At 66.1% G+C, this 17,827-nt stretch carries 17 protein-coding genes; 9 read left to right on the forward strand and 8 right to left on the reverse strand.

The features are described 5' to 3' along the window. Both ACIQ3B_RS15265 and ACIQ3B_RS15270 read right to left on the reverse strand, forming a co-directional pair. On the reverse strand, nt 1–1,451 hold a 1,451-nt coding region (locus ACIQ3B_RS15265; RefSeq protein WP_397404041.1), incomplete at its 3' end, for an FAD-binding oxidoreductase. Beyond that, a complete protein-coding gene (locus tag ACIQ3B_RS15270) occupies nt 1,448–2,104 on the reverse strand; it encodes a hypothetical protein (protein WP_397404043.1) in 657 nt (218 codons plus the stop codon). The genes ACIQ3B_RS15270 and ACIQ3B_RS15265, both read right to left, overlap by 4 nt. A 222-nt stretch (nt 2,105–2,326) precedes the next feature. On the opposite strand from ACIQ3B_RS15270, the gene ACIQ3B_RS15275 reads away from it, so the two are divergent. Then, entirely contained in the window at nt 2,327–3,007 is a 681-nt protein-coding gene (locus tag ACIQ3B_RS15275; protein ID WP_397404045.1) for a hypothetical protein, read from the forward strand. A gap of 28 nt (nt 3,008–3,035) precedes the next feature. Beyond that, on the forward strand, nt 3,036–3,938 hold the full coding sequence (locus ACIQ3B_RS15280) for a DUF1838 family protein (protein WP_397404047.1): 903 nt from the start codon (nt 3,036–3,038) through the stop codon (nt 3,936–3,938). Between the two features lie 9 nt (nt 3,939–3,947). On the opposite strand, the gene ACIQ3B_RS15285 is transcribed toward ACIQ3B_RS15280, so the two are convergent. Beyond that, nucleotides 3,948–4,742, reverse strand: a complete 795-nt coding sequence (locus ACIQ3B_RS15285; protein ID WP_397404049.1) for a GntR family transcriptional regulator — start codon at nt 4,740–4,742, stop codon at nt 3,948–3,950. Nucleotides 4,743–4,850: 108 nt separating this feature from the next. On the opposite strand from ACIQ3B_RS15285, the gene ACIQ3B_RS15290 reads away from it, so the two are divergent. Continuing rightward, nucleotides 4,851–5,897: a nitrilase-related carbon-nitrogen hydrolase gene (locus tag ACIQ3B_RS15290; RefSeq protein WP_397404051.1), complete on the forward strand. Its 1,047-nt coding sequence runs from the start codon at nt 4,851–4,853 to the stop codon at nt 5,895–5,897. An 18-nt stretch (nt 5,898–5,915) separates the two neighbouring features. Here the strand turns inward: ACIQ3B_RS15290 and ACIQ3B_RS15295 are convergent, their stop codons facing one another. Beyond that, the gene (locus ACIQ3B_RS15295) at nt 5,916–6,362 is read right to left on the reverse strand and encodes a hypothetical protein (protein ID WP_397404053.1); all 447 of its coding nucleotides are present in this window, start codon (nt 6,360–6,362) and stop codon (nt 5,916–5,918) included. A gap of 79 nt (nt 6,363–6,441) precedes the next feature. Between ACIQ3B_RS15295 and ACIQ3B_RS15300 the strand changes: the two genes are divergently transcribed. Further along, on the forward strand, nt 6,442–7,224 hold the full coding sequence (locus ACIQ3B_RS15300) for an enoyl-CoA hydratase-related protein (protein WP_397404055.1): 783 nt from the start codon (nt 6,442–6,444) through the stop codon (nt 7,222–7,224). Nucleotides 7,225–7,258: 34 nt separating this feature from the next. Here ACIQ3B_RS15300 and ACIQ3B_RS15305 read toward each other — a convergent pair whose 3' ends face one another. Genes ACIQ3B_RS15305 through ACIQ3B_RS15320 form a run of 4 tightly spaced genes read right to left on the reverse strand, consistent with a single transcriptional unit; the run spans nt 7,259 to nt 12,688 of the window. After that, entirely contained in the window at nt 7,259–8,599 is a 1,341-nt protein-coding gene (locus tag ACIQ3B_RS15305; RefSeq protein ID WP_397404057.1) for an amidase, read from the reverse strand. Beyond that, a complete protein-coding gene (locus ACIQ3B_RS15310) occupies nt 8,583–9,974 on the reverse strand; it encodes a phenylacetate--CoA ligase family protein (RefSeq protein WP_397404059.1) in 1,392 nt (463 codons plus the stop codon). The genes ACIQ3B_RS15305 and ACIQ3B_RS15310 overlap by 17 nt, the downstream gene beginning before the upstream one ends. After that, nucleotides 9,975–11,333 carry an MmgE/PrpD family protein gene (locus ACIQ3B_RS15315; RefSeq protein WP_397404061.1) on the reverse strand — a complete coding sequence of 453 codons (1,359 nt, stop codon included), beginning with the start codon at nt 11,331–11,333 and terminating at the stop codon, nt 9,975–9,977. Next, nucleotides 11,330–12,688, reverse strand: coding sequence for an MmgE/PrpD family protein (locus ACIQ3B_RS15320; RefSeq protein WP_397404063.1), 1,359 nt, complete (start codon nt 12,686–12,688; stop codon nt 11,330–11,332). Before ACIQ3B_RS15320 ends, ACIQ3B_RS15315 begins: the two co-directional genes overlap by 4 nt. A 63-nt stretch (nt 12,689–12,751) precedes the next feature. On the opposite strand from ACIQ3B_RS15320, the gene ACIQ3B_RS15325 reads away from it, so the two are divergent. The 5 genes from ACIQ3B_RS15325 (at nt 12,752) to ACIQ3B_RS15345 (ending at nt 17,619) form a co-directional block, all read left to right on the forward strand. Continuing rightward, complete coding sequence (locus tag ACIQ3B_RS15325; protein WP_397404065.1) at nt 12,752–13,477, forward strand: GntR family transcriptional regulator; 726 nt, start codon at nt 12,752–12,754, stop codon at nt 13,475–13,477. A gap of 119 nt (nt 13,478–13,596) precedes the next feature. Beyond that, nucleotides 13,597–14,751, forward strand: a complete 1,155-nt coding sequence (locus ACIQ3B_RS15330; protein ID WP_397404067.1) for an efflux RND transporter periplasmic adaptor subunit — start codon at nt 13,597–13,599, stop codon at nt 14,749–14,751. Between the two features lie 86 nt (nt 14,752–14,837). Next, entirely contained in the window at nt 14,838–16,043 is a 1,206-nt protein-coding gene (locus ACIQ3B_RS15335; RefSeq protein WP_397404069.1) for an ABC transporter permease, read from the forward strand. A gap of 29 nt (nt 16,044–16,072) precedes the next feature. Beyond that, entirely contained in the window at nt 16,073–16,774 is a 702-nt protein-coding gene (locus ACIQ3B_RS15340; protein ID WP_397404073.1) for an ABC transporter ATP-binding protein, read from the forward strand. A gap of 197 nt (nt 16,775–16,971) precedes the next feature. After that, nucleotides 16,972–17,619, forward strand: coding sequence for an OmpW family protein (locus tag ACIQ3B_RS15345; RefSeq protein WP_397404071.1), 648 nt, complete (start codon nt 16,972–16,974; stop codon nt 17,617–17,619). The last annotated feature ends 208 nt before the right edge of the window (nt 17,620–17,827 follow it).

The following is a 17,827-nucleotide window of genomic DNA, read 5'->3' on the forward strand; positions in this document are numbered from 1 at the left end:
CCGAAGGTCTCGAAGACCTCAACGACACCGCGACGGGCTTCGGCGACCAGGGCCGTCGCATCCGGATTGGCGTCGTACTTGCGCAACTTCGCCAGCATGGCCGCCTCTACGGTGGCGTCGTGAATCTCGTGACGCGCTTCGGGCCAGAAGAAGACCGGCTCAATGAGGAAGGCGTTGGTCGACAGCGTGGTGAGCATCATTCCGGTATAGACTCCGGCCGCTTCGAAGCGCGATCCAAGGCTGGTGAACAGCGCTTCGATCGCCTTGCGACAGGCCTCGGCCTGGGAGAGGGCGACAATTCCGTGGATCGGCACCCATCGCTCGCCGTCGGGTCCCAGGATGTTGTTCAGCGGTGTAAAGGGTTGGGCCCGGATCACGCGGGGGATCGTGGCCTCGGTCTCGCGTCCGCCCGCGGCAAGGGCGATGCGCCGCACCTCCGCCAGGTCAGCGGCGACCGCAGCTTCGGACCGGCCCTCCGCTACCAGATGCAGCGACCATTCCGACCCGGACAGGAATCCGCGGCCGGCCACAGCCATCTTGAACGCGTCCTTCACGCCCTTTGCCAGAGATGCGCCGCTCTTGACGACGGATCCCATGGCCATGACGCCGGACAGGATCGTCGCCCTGCGCACCCGGACATCGGCAAGGGCCGGATCAAAGCCGATCAGTTCGCAGGTAATGCCCGCGCGGGTAATCTCGGCGCTGGCCTCGAACACGGCCCCGGGTTCGCTGAAGGCAAAGGACACGCAGTCTTCAAACGCCGGGGCCCGGATCAGGCGCAGCGTGATCTCTGCCTTGACCCCGAACACGCCGGCGTCGCCACAGAACAGCCCCGTAAGATCGGGGCCGTAGTGGCGATAGAACGGGTGAGGTCCCTTGCCGGCCGCGCCCGTGCGCAGAACCTGGCCATCGGACAGCACCACTGCCAAACCGACTACGCTCTCGCTGGTGGTGCCGTAATGGCCCGCTCCGAAAATCGCATTGAGCTGTGACAGACCGCCGCCGATCGTCGACGAGATGCCGGACAGCGGTCCCCAGAACGGCGTCCGCAGTCCCAGAGGCTTGAGGGTCTCATAGAGCGTCTTCCAGGTGCAGCCAGCCTCGACAGTTACGGTCATGTCCCGGGCGTTAATCTCGAGAATCCGATCCATCTGGCCCAGGTCGATCATGACTGTGGGCGCCGCGCCGGGGGTATAGCCTGCCGTGTAGCTCATGCCGCCGCCGCGGACGGCCACTGCCATCTGTCGGCCCGTTGCTTCGGCGACGGCGCGGCTCAGAGATTCCGTGTCCCGGGGAGCCACCACAAGCTCGGCTATGCTGTCGCCGGTGTTCCAGATGTCCTGGCTGAGCAGGGTCCGGCGGACCAGATCATCGCTGACGGCGTCGGCGCCCAGAAGCTGACGGAATGCGTCGGCAGAGCCCGGGCGAGCGGGAAGGTCGGCGAGGCTCATTGCGGTCTCCAGAAGCCGATAAAGGCGGCGGTGACAAGAAGCGCCCATATCAACATGACGGCCGGGCGCGCACGGGCAAGTGCCCGGGTGATGACCTGATCGATTTCGGGCGTCGGACCCGACGAGAGCAGCGCCGAGAAAGCCGGGCCAAAGGGCGCAATCAGGATACGGACCCATAGGCCCGTGGCGATGGCGGCGGCCAGGACAATGAGCTTCAGACCCAGAAACAGCGGGGCGGCAATTACGCCTGCGACGACGCCGCCGCCTACCAGAACCAGCCCGGTCAGGACCAGCCAGCGGATCGAGAGGTCCAACGTACGAACAATCGCACCCGGCGCAAGGTGCTTCAGGTGAATGCGCCAGGCCAGCCCTAGCCATGCCAGGGAAATGACCCAGATCACGACAATCGCCGCCGCCGACAGCGAGACATGACCCGCGACGTTCGCCAGTGTCACGCCTGTGGGCAGCGTCAGGATCAAGGCTGTGCGCGGCGCCATATCCAGCGCGGTCAGGGCCTGCGCTGCCGCAGCCCGGGCGGCGACCGGGCGCGCCGGATCGCTCACCATGCGCGAGGTGTAGAACGCGCCCAGATCCCCGCCCAGCCAGTAGACAAACACCAGCACATGCATCAGCGAAATCAGGGCCGTGGTCATCGCAGCTCCCGAGGTAAATGATCTATTCTTATATCATTTGGAACCAACGGCCCCGCCGCGCAAGGCGAAAGTTCGGGGTTGAAATCGAGCGCAGCGGGATTGACGCGTTGTCCGGACAAATGGTCTATTGTTATATCATTTCAACCTTGGTTGGGGAGTTGCCGATGCCGGGACCGACGCTTCTCCGGCCACGGGGGCCATCGTCCGGAAGGGGAGAGCCCCGTGCACATAGGTGAGCTGGAGGTCCTGCGCTGGGCGCATATCCTGGCCATGGTCTATTGGCTGGGCGGTGAGTGGGGGGTCTTCCAGACTTCCTATCATGTGACCAATTCCAAGCTCGCCCTGGATGAACGCCGCCGCCACATGGAGACGGCTTATCGGATCGACATCCTGGCGCGGACCGGGATCATTCTCCTGCTGCCGCTGGGACTGCACATGGGGACCATCTACGGGTTCGTCCCGTTGGACGGCGTCGCGCTGACGGCGATGTGGATGATCTTCATCGCCTGGATCAGCCTCACCTGGTCGGCTTTTCTCGCGCGGGAATCCGACATGGGTCTGCGCTTGACCAAGATCGACGAGGCGATCCGCTATGTGGTGATCCCGGGGCTGTTTCTGGTGAGTATCGCCTCGATGCTGGGCTACGGACCGCTCGACATCGGCCCGGGGACCCTCTGGTACGGCGCGAAGATGGCGCTCTATGCCTTCGCGCTTTGCATAGGGCTGGGTCTGCGCTTCATCATGCGCGCCTGGACCATTCGTTTCCGCCGGCTCGCGGAAGGTCCCAATCCCGCGGAAGAGGCCGCACTGACCCGCGAAATCAGCATCGGCCGGCTTATGGCCTATGTCTACTGGATCACCATCGCCAGCGTCTGTTTCCTGGGCGCGACCAAACCGTTTTAGCTCTATTTCAATCTTCAAAGGGCCCGTCATGACCAAGATATGGATGTTTGCCGCCGCCGCCTGCATGGCGCCGCTTGTGGCCATGGCTGCACCGGCCAAGGCGCCCAGATTGCTCGATATCGCCAAGCCGGAAGAGGCGCTGCAGGTCTCCCGCAAATTCCAGTGCTCGATGGTGGACAATGAGCCAGTGGTCTACCACTGGTCGGGTCGTGGCTACTCCCGCGTGCCTGGCGAACCGGACCGTCTGTTGTTCAACCTCGAGGGGATGAATGTGCGGGCCTGCGTGACGGTCAATGATCCCGTCAAGGGCGTGGGCTACCGCATGGTTAGCCGGGAGCTGATGCTCTATCTTGATCCCAAGACAGGCAAGGTGCTGCGCACGTGGGACAATCCCTGGACCGGCAAGTCGGTCGATGTGCTGCACATCGCCAACGATCCGGTGAACCAGCGTCCGACGTTCGTGCGAAACGACAAGGGCGAGCCTTTCACGATCGGCGCTCGCGTTGAAAACGGCCGCGTCTTCATGCCGATCGAGGTGCCGTTGTTCTACACCAATCCTCTTGGCGGGGACTATCAGCCCTATGTGGGCAACCAGTATCACGCCATGGAGATCTTCGACTTCAATGCCGAGGCCTCCGACATTCTGGATCCGAAAAAGGCCACGGCGCAGCCGGCTGTGGCATGGGTGCGGTTGGCCCAATGGCTGCCCTGGATGCAGATGAACAGCCGCGCCGGCAGTCTGGTCTTCAATGCCGTCGGCCAGACGATCAAAGGCGTCGACGCCCTGCCGCAAGTCCTCAAGGACGAGATCGCCACCAACTATCCTGTCTACCGCACGCCGCCGCCCGGTGACGACACCCGGCCGAACGAGACAAGCTGGACCTATTTCAAGAAGGCGGTTGAGGCCGGGCGGGTAAAGCCGGCGCGGTAGGGCCCTGCGCTATCCCCAACTGGTCTGGCCGGAGCGATGTCGGCGGTGGGTGGTGAAGTGATACTGGAACCGGTCGGGGCGATAGTGGCCGCAGATGAACTGGACGGGCCGTCCACGGGCGGCCCGCATCACGCGCTCGATCTTCAAGAGCGGCGAGCCGATATCGACGCCAAGAGCCAGGGCGATCTGGTGCGGGGCGGCCGCGGCCCCGATCCACTGCTCGGCCTCCGTCACCTCGGCGTCGGCCCTTTGCAGCAACTTGAGCAACGGCGTCGAAGCCAGTTCCTCGCGGGTGTAACGCGCTGCGATATCGGCCGGAACCCAGGTCACCAGATGCGAGAATGGCTCGCCTCTCAGTTTGCGCAGGCGCACGGCCAGCTGGACGGGATCGCCAGGGCTCAGGTCCAGCCGCTCGGCCACCATCTCGTCTGCGGGCATCTCACGGACGTCCAGCAGTTCCAGCTCGGTTTCGAGCCCCATGATCTTCAGGCTGTCGAGCAGGTTGTCGAACGAGCCCCGCACCATGGGGATAACCGCGTCGCCGGCCACAATGGTGCCGCGCCCCCGATGGCGGGTGACCAGCCGATCGCCGGCGAGTTCATTCAGCGCCCGTTTCACCGTGATCCGCGAGACGTGCAGGGTACGCGCCAGTTCCTGCTCGCCGGGCAGGGTGGTGCCGGCGGCCAGTGCGCCGCTGCGGATCCGCTCGCGCATGACCAGATAGATCTGATGGTAGAGCGGCGTCGGAAGACTCTCGTCCAGTTGCGCCGCCGAAAGATCCAGCGCGCTCGTGTTGCCGTCCATCCGTTCAACCTCTCGTGCGCGCGGCGGCGCGGCGCACATCACCTGACCTATTTGTATATCAACTCAAGCGCGCGATGCGAGCGCCAAGCTGCAAGGACCGCCCCCTAGATGTCCACCCCCGCGCCCTACATCGCGCTCGCGCTGCAGACCACCTGCTTCGCCGTGAACGATGCCGCAGACCTGGAAACCAGCCGGCCGCGCATGCTGGCCTCGATCCAGCGCATCGCCGGGCAGATCACCGCCTCCAAGCGCTTCGTCGGCGCCGACGTGCGTCTCGTGGTCTTGCCGGAATACTTCCTCACCGGGTTCCCGATGGGCGAGACGGCTTCCGTCTGGGCGGAGAAGGCCGCCCTGGAGATCGACGGCCCGGAGTATCAGGCGTTGGGCGAGGTGGCGCGGTCCGCCGATGTTTTCCTGTCCGGCAACGCCTATGAGCGCGACCCCCACTTCCCGGGCCTCTACTTCCAGACGTCGTTCCTGATCGAGCCGTCGGGCAAGCTGGTGCTGCGATACCGCCGGCTGGTCTCGTTGTTTGCACCCAGCCCCTATGATGTCTGGGACCGATACCTTTCGATCTATGGGCTGGACGGCATTTTCCCCGTTGCCGAGACCGAGCTGGGCCGTTTGGGCGCCATCGCCTCGGAAGAAATCCTATATCCCGACATCGCCCGCGCCCTGACATTGCGCGGCGCGGAACTGTTGCTGCATTCCTCCAGCGAGATCGCCACCCCGATCCCAAGCCCCAAGAACATCGCCAAACAGGCCCGCGCCATCGAGAACCTGGCCTATGTGGTCTCGGCCAACTCGGCAGGCATTGAGGGAATCGCCATCCCCAAGGCCTCCACCGACGGCTCATCCAAGATCATCGACTATAGGGGTCTGGTCCTGGCCGAGGCCGGCCATGGCGAGAGCATGGCCGCCTATGCCGAGATCGATATCGCGGGCTTGCGGCGCTATCGCCATCGTCCAGGGATGGGCAATATCCTGTCGCGCCAGCCGCTGGGGCTCTGGCGCGACGCCCTGGAAGGTCACGACGTTCAGGCCCGCAATACGCTGACGGACGCTGATGGCCAGACCCTCACCCCCGACCGCAGCTTCTACGCCGAGCGCCAGCGTCAGGCGATCGCGCGACTGGCCGACAAAGGGATCATATGAGGCGGGACCCGGATCGGCCTACGCTGTCCGCCGTTCCTTGATGCACGTGCGGCGCACAAGCACGTCGTTCTCGAACCAGTGCCAGGTGCGTCCGCGGTTGTTGTTGTCCGCGCTGATCTGGATCATCTCGTAGAGATAGTGGCTGGGCATGTCCTTGCGCGTCCAGGTCAGCACCACGGTCCGGGCATCGATCTCCCAGGCCGAGCCTTCGATCCGGTCGGTATCCCACCAGATGCGGCCGTCGCGGAAGGTAGCCGGGAAGTGGATCTCCTCCCGGCGCCCGTCGTCCCAGGTGTAGGTATTGATCTGGTGATAGGCGTGGGGACCGTCGGCAGGGAACATGCACTTCAGCTCTGCCGTGTGCCGGTCGATCTCGACGCCCTGGGCATCAATATGGATATAGGTCCCTTCCCATTCGCCTTCGTGGCGGGCAAGGACGGGCATCGCGGTGCGGATGTTGCTCACGGGGGTGAATCTCCTCAGGGCGGGCGCCCGACAAATGATCTAGAACTATATCATTTGAAGGTGAAGGCAGGAGGTGCGTTTGTCCGAGGTTGAGGGGCTGGACCTGGCGGTTTCGGGCGAGATCGCGACTCTCACGCTCAATCGACCGGCGCGTCGCAATGCGGTGAACCGCGCCATGTGGCAGGGCATTCCCGGTGTTCTGGACGCCGCGCGCGCCGCGCGGGTGAAGGTGCTGGTCCTTACCGGCGCCGGCGAGGCCTTTGCGGCGGGCGCCGACATTTCGGAGTTTGAAGAGGTCTATGCCGACCGTGCGACCGCAGGCGCCTATTTCGGCGAGATCGCTGCGGCCATGGACGCCCTGGCCAGTTTCGAGTCGCCGACCATGGCCCGGATCGATGGCGCCTGCGTAGGCGGCGGTCTGGGCCTTGCGCTTTGCTGCGACCTGCGGATCGCGTCTGACCGCGCGCGCCTCGGGATAACACCGGCGAAGCTGGGCCTGATGTACGCGCTATCTGACACCAAGCGCCTGGTGGATGTGGTCGGCCCGGCGCGGGCGAAGGACATCCTCTACACTGGCCGGATCCTGACGGCGGACGAGGCGTTGGGCATTGGCCTGATCGACGCCGTGACGCCCCTTGGTGGCCTGGACGCGGCCGTCGCCGCCAAGGCTGAAACCATCGCCGGCGCCAGTCAGTGGTCAGCCCGCAAGACCAAGCAGATCATCCGACGCATCCTGAATGGCCAGGCCGACGATGACGCCCAAACCAACGCCTGGATGCTGGACGCGGTGGAAGGCGATGACTTCGTCGAGGGTCGTGATGCGTTCCTGGCCAAGCGGACGCCGCAGTTTCCGTTTCGGTGAGCGTCGCATCTTCGGGACTGTCATCGGATAGGGCTCACCCTCGATACCCCGCTGGGGCGCCAACACTCACCGCTAGCCGTTCCGCCAGCCCCAAGGCCGTCGCTTCGTTCCGCGCTATCACCTGGCACGACAACGGCAGGCCCGCCGATGTCATCCCCACCGGGAACGCCGTCGCCGGCAGGCCGGTGAAGTTGGCGATGGCGGTGAAGTCGGCCTGGTTGGCGGGCGCGTCCCCGAACGCGAAGGCGGTCTGGGGGGCGGTGGGCATCAGGATGGCGGCGTAAGGCGCGAAAATGGCCCGAACGGCGGAACCGGCCAGCGCGATTTCGCGATAGGCGTTGGCGAGTTTGTGCGCGGGCTGTCTGCCGCCCCAATCCAGCATCCCGCGGAAGGTTTCGGAGAAGCCTTCCGGATGATCGGCCAGCATGGCTTGATGTACGACAAAGCCCTCTGCTTCCGAAACCAGGAGGCCAAGGCGCCTCATGCGCCCGAAATCATAGTCTGACAGGCGCACGATCTCGATTTTCAGCCCCAGGGTCCGCGCCCGGGCGAGCGTATCGGCAAAGGCGTCGGCCACCTCCGGCGCGACCTCCACCTGGCCCTCGAAGGCGAGTACGCCAACAACCCCCTCAACGGCCGCGTCTTTCGCGACGTCGGCGATCTCATGCAGCATTGCCGCACAGTCGGCGGCCGAGCGCGCGTGCGGGCCGATATGGTCCAGTGTCCACGACAGCGCCGTCGCGCCCGCGTCAGACACCGCGCCGTACCCTGGCTTGTGGCCGAAGATCCCGCAGTAGGCCGAGGGTATGCGCACGCTGCCCATGGTGTCTGTGCCCAGCGCCGCGGCGCACAGTCCCGCCGCCGCTGCCGCGCCCGAGCCGCCGGATGAGCCGCCCGGCGTAAACCCCTCGCGATGCGGGTTCTGCGTGCGTCCAAACCAGGGATTGTCCGTGGTCGCCCCCAGCGCGCCCTCGTGCATGTTGACCGAGCCCAGGATAACCGCGCCCGCGCGCCGTAGCCGCGCCACCACCTCGGCGTCGACCTGCGCAATGCGGTGGCGATAGGCGCCGATCCCGGCGGTCCAGGGCAGGCCCGTGATCGCGATATTGGCCTTCACCAGCACCGGAACGCCGTCGATGGGCGACAGTGGCAGGCCCTTGGTCCAACGCGCCGCGCTCGCCCGCGCGCCGGCCCGGGCGCCAGGCGCATCCACGTCGGTCACGGCGCCCAGCGCAGGATTCAGTCGGGCGATCCGCCACATATAGGTCTCCGTCGCCTCTACCGGCGTGACGGCGCGCGCGGCGAACATCGTCCGGAGCCCGACGACGCCAGCCTCGACGATCGGATTGGAAAAGCCCTCAGCCATAGCGCTCATCGATCAGCCGGATTGGCTTCTGGCGCACATCGATCTGGGTGAGGGTGGCAGTATCACCCTTGGCGGCCAGTTCCACGTCCACCTCGATGCCGATCTTGCGTTTCAGGATATCACCGAACGCCCGTGCAATGTCCGGGTCCTGCGGCGTGTTGGTCTCGGCCACCACAATGAAGCTGTCGCGCCCCTGAGCGTCGCGCCGGGCGCGGCAGATGAACTCACCCGCAAACGCGGCGTGCTCGTCCAGCATCGGTCCAACGCCCTGGGGAAAGATGTTGATCCCGCGGATCTTCACCATGTTGTCCGACCGGCCCAGGAAGCCCTCGATACGGGTGAAGTTGATGTCCAGCGCAGAGGAGCCCGTCTTCACCTGGGTCACGTCGTGGGTGTTGAAGCGGATGATCGGATAGAGGTCGTCCTTGTAGAGACAGGTCACCACCATGTCGCCGACCTCGCCGTCGGCCACCGGCTTGTGGGTGTCCAGGTCGCAGACCTCCAGGAACTGGGCGTCCTCCATCACATAGAGTCCGTCGCGGTCTGGCCCTTCGCCCGCCACGATGCCGGTGTCGCCGACGCCGTACCAGTCAAAACAGGCCGCACCGCCCCAGGCTTCCGAGATGGCGTCCTTGTCCTCGCGGCCCATGTGGCCAGTGATCATGCGAACCGGGATGTCGACGCCGGGGACCAGGCCCTGCTCGCGCGCCACCTCGGCCAGCTTCTTGATGTAGTCAGCGAAGCCCACGATGACGTTGGCGCCGAAATTCCGCATCAACTCCACCTGCTGGGCGGAGCGGGTCTCAATTCCGGTGCCGGCCGGCAGGAATACGGCGCTGGTCCAGTGGGTGACCGCCTCGCGCACATAGTGGCCGCCATTGATCATGCCGTGGCCATAGACCGAATGGACCACATCGCCCGGTCGCACGCCTTGCCAGCGATAGAGGCGACCCAGCATCAGGGCCTGGACCTCGCGACTCTTGGGGCCGAACAGCAACACCTGCGGTTTGCCGGTGGTGCCCGAGGTGGTGTGCAAAATCATCGGCGGGCGTTGCGCATAGGTCTCGAACCCGGCGAAATCGCCGAATGGGGGCGCGCGATCCAGGCTGGTCATGATGTCCGACTTGTCGAAGGTCGGAAGGCTTGGCAGGTCGTCCAGGCTCTTGATATCGCCGGGCAGGATACCCGCCGCGCCCCACAGGCGCTGATAGAACGCGGTCCCCCAGGCGCGGGCCACGCAGCGTGCGAACAGGCGTTCCTGATGCGCCCGGATCTCGTCACGACTTCTGGCGGCGAACAGCGGAAAGGCGTCGCCGATCGGATGCTCGGCCGTCATCCGGGCGAAGTCGATTTCCTGCCAGTAACTGCTGTGGGTGTCGGTCATTCAGATTTCTCCGGCGGCGAGGCGGAACACCTCGCCGGCGTCCTCAAGGGTCTCGAAACGGTCGAACAGGGCGCTCAGCGGCGCATGGACATGGTCAAGGTCGGCGAAGGCCAGGCAGGCGCGGGCCTTTTCCAGATGCTGGTCTCGTGTGAGCGGCCAGGCGGGCGAACCCAGTTGAGTGGTGACGGAGGCGCGCACCTCACGCCCGTCACGCAGGCGGGCCACCGCCTCGGCCGGGACGAAGGCGGCAGGATCGAGGTTGTCGTCTGCGACCACAGTGACCCGTTCGGCCAACTGTTGAAGACCGGGATCCGACAGGCTGTCCGGCCCGAAGTCGCCCAGGCCGACGGTCCCCCGCGTCAGAGTCACGGCCGCCAGATAGGGGAGGCACAACCGGGCATAGGCCGGGGTCATGGGCTGGACGGCCGGACGGCCCACCAGCCGGTGGATCAGGGGCGGCGCGCGCCAGGTCAGTTGCTCCAGGTTCTCCGCCGTGACGTCGTGGTCGGCCATCAGCTCCTGAAGCGCCACGATGCCGCCATGTCCAGCGCGACCGGTCGGGAAGGGCTTCCAACTGACTTCGGTGATCCGGAAGGTCTGACCAAGAGTCTCCAGAACCGGCGCGAAGTCGAACGCTGTTTCGAACAGGGTCATGTAGCCGAAGTCGCCGTCCAGCGACCGGCGCGGCCCGGGCAGGCCGGCGGCGGCCACGTCGACAGCCATCATGGCGGCGCGGGCGGCGTTGGCGATCTGGACGGGCAGGGCGGGCTTGCCCTCCTGATGCGCCTGCATGGTGCCGGAGGCGAATCCCAGGCCGTAGCCGAAGGCGTCCAGCGTGGTTTCGCGAGACAGGCCCTTGAGACGCGCGACACCAGCGATGGCGCCGAACAGGCCCGAGGTCGCCGGACGGAAGAACTTCAGCGGCGTCGTCGCCGCAACGCCGAGATTCAGGGAAACGTCAGCGCCGGCGATGATCGCGGCCAGCACCTGCGCGCCGGAACAGGGACCTGACCGCCCGCATTCGGCCATCAGCGCCGCGCCAAGGGTCGCCATCGGGTGCAGCACCGCGGGCTCATGAACGCAGTCGAACTCCTGCCCATGCATCTGGAAGGCGTTGACGAACGCAGCCTGCACGGCGGGCAGCCGGACGCCGGGGCGGCCCAGCACCCGTCCGTCGCTGCCCTCGCCCCAGCCCCGCGCGGCGGCCAGAATGTCGTCCGCATGGGCCGCCCGGGCGCCCGCCACGCCGACGCCCAGCGTATCGTGCAAGAAGGTGGCTGCGGCGCTCCGCGCCGTCTGCGGCATATCGGCCCACGACAGGTTCAAGGCATGGTCGACCAGCACCTCTGCGGGGTTCATGCGTTGGTCCCCGGCAGGGCGGCGGACAACTCGGCCACCTGGCTTGTTGCGCCCAGCCCCAGGCAGGCCGCGCAGAGCCGGTCCGCTTGCGCTGGATTGAGCCCGCCCCAGGCCATCAGCTTTCGCGCCTTCGCCTCGAGGTCCCCGGACGCCACCGGCTGTTCGGGGTCTCCCAGCGCATCGGCGACCTCCACCTCCAGCCGGGTCCCATCCTCCAGCACTACGACGGCGCTGGCGCCAAAGCGGGCAGGGTAGCGCGCCGTCGAACGGGTGTCTTCGCCCACCGAAACCCGGCTCCGCAGCGCTACCAGGTCCGGGTCTGCGATCGCCTGCAGAGTGAAGCGTTCGAGGTCGGCGTCACCATGTTCCCACGCCGCTGCCGCCGCGTGCTGCAGCGAGAACTTGGCCTCGCCGGACGTCCGGGGCTCGGGCCGGTCGCAGAAGGTCAGGGCGTCGCGATAGCTGGCGACTTCCAGCCTAACCATGGTCCGGCCCTGACCCTGCGCGCGCAGGGTCAGCACTGCATCAATGGCAGCGTGGGCATGCCGACAGGCGGCGTGGGGCTTGAAGCTGACGTCATGGATTGCCCAGCCATCCTCGGGCGCCGTGACCACGGGCTCGGGATCGGCGCCGTCGCACAGCGCCTCGAAGAATCCCTGCGGCCCTTCGAAATGGCTCAGCGGCCCCGCATAGCCCTCGCGCGCCAGGAACGCGGCGGCGACGCCGTTGGCGGCGGCCCGGCCGTCGTGCAGCGCCTTGGTGAAAACTGCTTCGTGCCGCACCTGCCACAGGCCAGCGGCCTGTTGCCCGGCGTTCGCGAGCGCCCAGGCCGTCTCAAGCTGCGACAGGCCCAACAGGGACGCCGCCGCCGCCGCCGCGCCGAACGGGCCGCAGGTTCCGGTGGCGTGGAAGTAGCGATAGTGCCCCGGACCGGCCGCGCGGCCCACCCGGATCATCGCCTCATAGCCGCGCACAACGGCGTCCAGAAAGGCGTTGCCGTCTGCAACCCTCGCGGCCTCTGCCGCAGCCAGTGCGGCCGGCATCACCACGGGCCCCGGATGCAACAGCCCGCGCTTGTCCACATCGTCCATTTCCAGCAGCGCGCCCATCGGCCCGTTGGCCAGCGCGGCAGCCAGTGGCCCTGCCCGTCGACCGCCGACCACGCGACACGCGCCCGCGCCTTCCAGCACCGCCAACGCCCGGGGTTCCGCCGCGCCGGGCTCGACCGCGCCGGCGCTCACGCATCCGGCCCAGTCCAGCACATGCAACCGCGCTCGCGCGCGATCCCCGTCGCTGACCGGTCGGGCAAGGATGGCGGCAAGGCGTTCCGCGACCGTGTGAATTTGTCCGGACATATTTCCATATCACGGCGCTGAGGGGGGTAGGTCAAGGGGTGAGCGATGGGCTATAGCCGTAACATGACGCGTATCCCACGTTACCACGTTCTGGCCGACGGGCTTCGTAGCGAGATCCGGTCCGGGCGCTATCCCGTTGGCGCGCAACTGCCTACCGAACTGGAGATCTGCCGCACGGAAGGCGTCTCACGCCACACCGCCCGCGACGCCCTGCGCATCCTCATCGACGAGGGACTGGTCGAACGCCGCCAGGGCGCCGGCACCAAGGTGATCGCCGCCCAACGCCCCGCCGCCTTCATCCAGCCGCTGGGCGGGCCGCAGGAACTGATGCAGTACGCCCGCGACGCGCGGCTGGAGATCAGCGCGACGATGCGCCGCCCCCTGGATGCCTGGGAATCGGCCTGGCTGGAGACAGCCGGGGAGGAGCCCTGGGCGGTTGCCGATGGCCTGCGCCGCCGCGCCGGCGGTGAGATGCTGGCCCGCACACGATTGTTCATTCCTGCCCGCTTTGCGGAGATCGCCGGTGAGATAGGTGCATCTCCCGGAGCGGTCCAGGAGTTGATCGAACGCCGCTGGGGCGTGCGCCCCGCCCGCATCGCGCAGCAGATCACCGCCCAGGTGCTGGACGAAGAGTCGGCCAGATCCCTCCACGTGAAGCCCGGCACAGCGGCGCTGCGCACCTTGCGACGCTATCTGGACGAGCAGAACCGGGTGATCGTGGCGTCAGACTCGCTGCACCCTGCCGACAGGTTTGCCTATGAGATGACCTATCATCGCGACGGCGGTTAGGGGGCTGTTGCACACGCAGTCCGACAGACAAGCGCTGTAGTCTGTGGGTATGAGGCAGATTGCGGAACGGGACGGCAACCCATTCTCTGATTTCGAGTTCAAGCCAGGGAGCGCGTTCCGTGCTCCCTGGAGAGTGGCATGCGCGACCAAGACTCGACCGCCAACTGCAGTCGCAGTTGTCGCAACGCCTGATGCGCGTGGCGGCGCCTTTGCTCGCTTCAATCGACATCGCCGCTGACCCCGGGTCGTCGACCAACCACGCCCTGCTCCAGTCGGGTGGGCCCAGTTCAGACGATAGCCGGGGATCGGGAGATGGGCGATCTGGCCCGACGGGCGGAACGGCAAAACGGTCGACCCGCGGCGCCCTGATCGGCGTCCTGCTGGTTGTGGCCGCCGGTGTCGGGATCGGCGCATCCTGGTCGATGACGCGTCCGCAAAGAGTCGAGGTCTTTACCGTGCGCGCCTCGACCATCGAGCGTGCGCTGTCCGTTGTTGGTCGGGCCCGCCCCGCGGCCTTGCTGGATATCAGGTCGCCGAATCCCGGTCAGGTGATCACCCTGCTCCATGATGATGGAGACCGGGTGGCCCTCGGCGAGCCCCTGGCTGTCATCAAGGCGACGGTGGAGCAAGCCCAGACGGACGCGCTGGTCGCACGTGAGCGCGCCGCCAGGGCCGAACGGCATCGAACTGAGTTGGTGTTTGACCGCACCCGGATCCTGGCAAGCCGCGGATACGCGACGCGCGCGGCGCTGGATGAAGCCCGGGCCGGGCTACAGTCGGCTCAGGCCAGTCTCGATGCCGCGATCGCGACCCGGGTCGCCAGCGAAGAGCTGGCCGGACAGTTCACGGTGCGCGCGCCCATGGCGGGCGTGGTCCTCTTCCGACCGATCGACAATGGTCAGGTGGTCGCGGCCACCACCACCCTGTTCCAGCTCGGTTCGGACCATGGAACAGAAATCCAGGCCCAGGTTGATGAAGGCTACGCGGACACGCTGCGAGCCGGGCAGTTGGCCCGGCTGGTCCCGACCGGATCGAATCTGCCCTTCAGAGCTCGCGTGACGGAGGTGTCGCCGCAGGTCGACAGCAGCACCGGCGGACGTTTGATAAAGCTGGTTCCCCTAGATGGTCCAGTTCTGGCCCCGGGCCGCTCCATCGACATCACAATCGTTATCGACCGGCGTGCCGGCGGAATTGCCATCCCGAGGGGCGCCGTGCTCGATCCTTCGCTGGCCCTCTCCCAATGCCATCGTCGAACACGGTCTAGCGCCGGGTGATCGGCTCGTCCTTGCTCCGGCTGGAATCCGTCCCAACGCGCATGTGCGGCCGGTGGCCCCCGCCGCCAAGATGGGGGAGTGAACGCATGTTCGCGTTTGCTGTGGCGCGGCGCTATTTGCTCTCAAGTCCATTGCAGACCGCTCTGCTGGTTGCTGGTGTCGCGCTAGGCGTGACCATCTTCGTATTCATTACGGCACTGATCCATGGCCTCGCGGTCACGCTGACCGACCGGGTGACCGCCGATAGTGCGCACGTGACTCTGGAGCCGGCGACGCGGGTCGCCCGGGTGTTGGGCGCGCCCGGCGTCGATACCGAGGCTGTCGCCCTGGTGTCGACTTTCCAGCGCCACCAGATCCGTGAGTGGTCGTCGACCGTCGCGCTGGTTCGACAGCAGGACTCCGTGACCGCTGTCAGTCCGAGGATTACGGGCAATGCCTTCCTGGTGAAGGGAGAAGCGGTCGCGCCGGTATCGGTCACGGGTGTTGACCCGCAGGCGCTCGACGCCATCACGCCGATCTCCACGATGCTGGTCGGAGGCAAGGCCGATCTGGAGCGCGGCGGCCTTCTGATCGGCTATCGCCTGGCTGCGGACCTTGGCTTGTCGCCTGGCCAACCTGTGCTGTTCAGAACCGACCGCGGCGTCGAGCGCCTTCTGACGGTCCAGGGCGTTTTCAAGACGGGCGTTCAGGCCCTGGACGAACGGGTGACGTTCCTGTCGATCCAGGCGGCGCGACCCCTCTTCCGGCTGCCCGAGGGTGTTACAAACATCGAGATCAAGTTGACCGACCCGCAAAGCGCTCGTCCTCTGGCAGTTTTTCTTCAGGGTGCGACAGGTTTGAGGGCGATCCCATGGCAGGACAGGAACCTGGGCCTTGATGAAGCCCTGACCGCCCAGGACCAGACCGGCCAGTTGATCCAGGGCTTTTCCCTGGTTTCAATCATCATCGGCGTCGCCAGCGCCATGGTCCTGTCAACCTACCGGCGACGAAGCGAGATCGGCATCATGCGCGCATTTGGCGTTTCGGGTGGCTTTGTCTCGCAGGTTTTCATCCTGCAAGGGCTGATGATTGGTTTGATCGGTGCGGTCGCGGGCTGCGTCTTCGGATACGGCCTGTGTCGGGTGCTGGCGGGGCTGACACGGGCCGACGGAGCACCGGTTCTTCCGATCACGCCGGAGCAAGGCGGGTATCTTGCCGCGCTCATTCTGACGACGCTGGGCGCCGTGCTGGCCTCTGTCGCGCCCGCGCGTTCGGCAGCGCGACTTGATCCACTGAAAGCCATTCAACAGTGACCACGCTACTGGAGGCTCACGACCTCGAAATGACCTTCTACAACGGCGGTCAGGCGACACCGGTGCTGAAGGGTGTTGATCTACAGCTTGGGCCTGGCGAGTTGACGGCTCTGCTTGGCGCGTCTGGCTCCGGCAAATCGACCCTCTTGTCGATCGTCGGTCTGCTGCTTCGTCCCACCGGCGGGACGCTCGAAATCGCCGGGGAGCGGGTTGAGACCCTCTCCGATGCGCGCCGCACCATCTTCCGCAATCAGCGCCTCGGTTTCGTCTTCCAGTCGCACCATCTGCTGCCGGATTTCACAGCCACCGAAAACGTGGCCTTCCCGGCTGCAGCGCCTGCCGGAGGCATCTCCGCCGCAATGCGCAGGCGCGCGCGGGATCTGCTTGTCCGGGTCGGCCTCGGCGACCGGATGGACTTTCCCGCACCCCGCCTGTCCGGAGGGCAGAAGCAGCGGGTGGCGATTGCCCGGGCGCTGATGAACCGCCCGGATCTCATCCTGGCCGATGAGCCGACAGGTGCGCTGGATCGGGAGTCCGCCGATCAGGTCCTCGCGTTGATGCGGGAGGTCAATCAGGAGGACGCCGCCACATTTCTGATCTGCACACACGATGAGCATGTCGCGGCGCATTGCACCCGCCGCATCACGCTACAGGACGGGCAGGTGATCGCGACGCCGTTGGCCCGTCCGCCAAGCCTCAATGCGAAAATCCCGAACTCCCCGGACCATTGAGTATTTTTCCCATGCCTTGCTTTCGGACACGCCCACAACCCTCACACCCGGGCAGCCCCAGCGCGCCGGGAGCGTGACTTTCCCATCACACCCATGCCGTTCAAACATGCGTTTGAATTATGTCAAATGCGGCGGCCAGCTTCGGCGCGATAGGGGCCCCGGTACGGACCTTTCCCCGAGACCGGAGGACCAAGATCATGAAGACACTCACAAGCGCCATCGCCCTGGCTGCCGCGCTGGCCACGACGGGCGTCGCCAGCGCCCGGGATTTCCAGCCCAAGGCCAAGGGCCTTGTGATGCTGAACGTGCGAGGCAGCGCCGTCGCGCCGTCGGGGAGCGACCCGATCCTGACTGCGGCTGGCGCCGCAACCGGCCTGCGGGCAGACGTCAAGACCGACTACAAGCCCACCCTCGGTCTGTCCTACTTCCTGAGCGACCACGTCGCCGTCGAGGTGATCGCGACCACCACCGAACACAAGGTACGGGCTCGGGGTCCGGCGACCGACGTCACCGTCTACAAGACCTGGGTCCTGCCCCCAGTGGTCTCGCTGCAGTACCACTTCGCGCCTGGCGCCCAGGTCAGCCCCTATGTCGGCGCCGGCGTGAACTACATGCTGTTTCACAACGGCAAGAATCTGAATGGCTTCCGCGTCAAGCTGAAGGATGGCTTTGGCTATGCTCTTCAGACCGGAGTGGACGTTGCGGTCGGCGGTCCCTGGAGCGCCAACCTTGATGTGAAGAAGGTGTTCTTCGACACCAATGCCAGCATCAATGGGGGAACGCTGAAGTCCAAGGTGAACCTGGACCCCTGGGTGGTGTCGGCGGGCGTCGGCTACAAGTTCTAGCGTCTACGCTTGAGGGTTCTGTCCAACCGGACGCCGGGATACCGGCTCCGGCGGACTCTCCCTTTCCCGGGGCGACGATGCAGACGGCTAGAGCGGTTTCCCTACGCTGTGAATCGGGAGGGATTCCCAAATCAGTGATGGAGTGATTCAAGCTGCATGCTGGTGAAGGAGGCCGGCATGCATGGGTCATCCTCTGTCATGTGATCTT

Source organism: Phenylobacterium sp. (assembly GCF_044358365.1).
In the GTDB taxonomy this organism is placed as follows: domain Bacteria; phylum Pseudomonadota; class Alphaproteobacteria; order Caulobacterales; family Caulobacteraceae; genus Phenylobacterium.

Coding starts and splice junctions, on each gene's coding strand:
- ACIQ3B_RS15270 (WP_397404043.1), bottom strand. CDS start 2,104: ATGACCACGGCCCTGATTTCGCTGATGCATGTGCTGGTGTTTGTCTAC.
- ACIQ3B_RS15285 (WP_397404049.1), bottom strand. CDS start 4,742: ATGGACGGCAACACGAGCGCGCTGGATCTTTCGGCGGCGCAACTGGAC.
- ACIQ3B_RS15290 (WP_397404051.1), top strand. CDS start 4,851: ATGTCCACCCCCGCGCCCTACATCGCGCTCGCGCTGCAGACCACCTGC.
- ACIQ3B_RS15310 (WP_397404059.1), bottom strand. CDS start 9,974: ATGACCGACACCCACAGCAGTTACTGGCAGGAAATCGACTTCGCCCGG.
- ACIQ3B_RS15345 (WP_397404071.1), top strand. CDS start 16,972: ATGAAGACACTCACAAGCGCCATCGCCCTGGCTGCCGCGCTGGCCACG.
- ACIQ3B_RS15305 (WP_397404057.1), bottom strand. CDS start 8,599: ATGAGCGCTATGGCTGAGGGCTTTTCCAATCCGATCGTCGAGGCTGGC.
- ACIQ3B_RS15315 (WP_397404061.1), bottom strand. CDS start 11,333: ATGAACCCCGCAGAGGTGCTGGTCGACCATGCCTTGAACCTGTCGTGG.
- ACIQ3B_RS15335 (WP_397404069.1), top strand. CDS start 14,838: ATGTTCGCGTTTGCTGTGGCGCGGCGCTATTTGCTCTCAAGTCCATTG.
- ACIQ3B_RS15320 (WP_397404063.1), bottom strand. CDS start 12,688: ATGTCCGGACAAATTCACACGGTCGCGGAACGCCTTGCCGCCATCCTT.
- ACIQ3B_RS15340 (WP_397404073.1), top strand. CDS start 16,073: ATGACCTTCTACAACGGCGGTCAGGCGACACCGGTGCTGAAGGGTGTT.
- ACIQ3B_RS15280 (WP_397404047.1), top strand. CDS start 3,036: ATGACCAAGATATGGATGTTTGCCGCCGCCGCCTGCATGGCGCCGCTT.
- ACIQ3B_RS15325 (WP_397404065.1), top strand. CDS start 12,752: ATGACGCGTATCCCACGTTACCACGTTCTGGCCGACGGGCTTCGTAGC.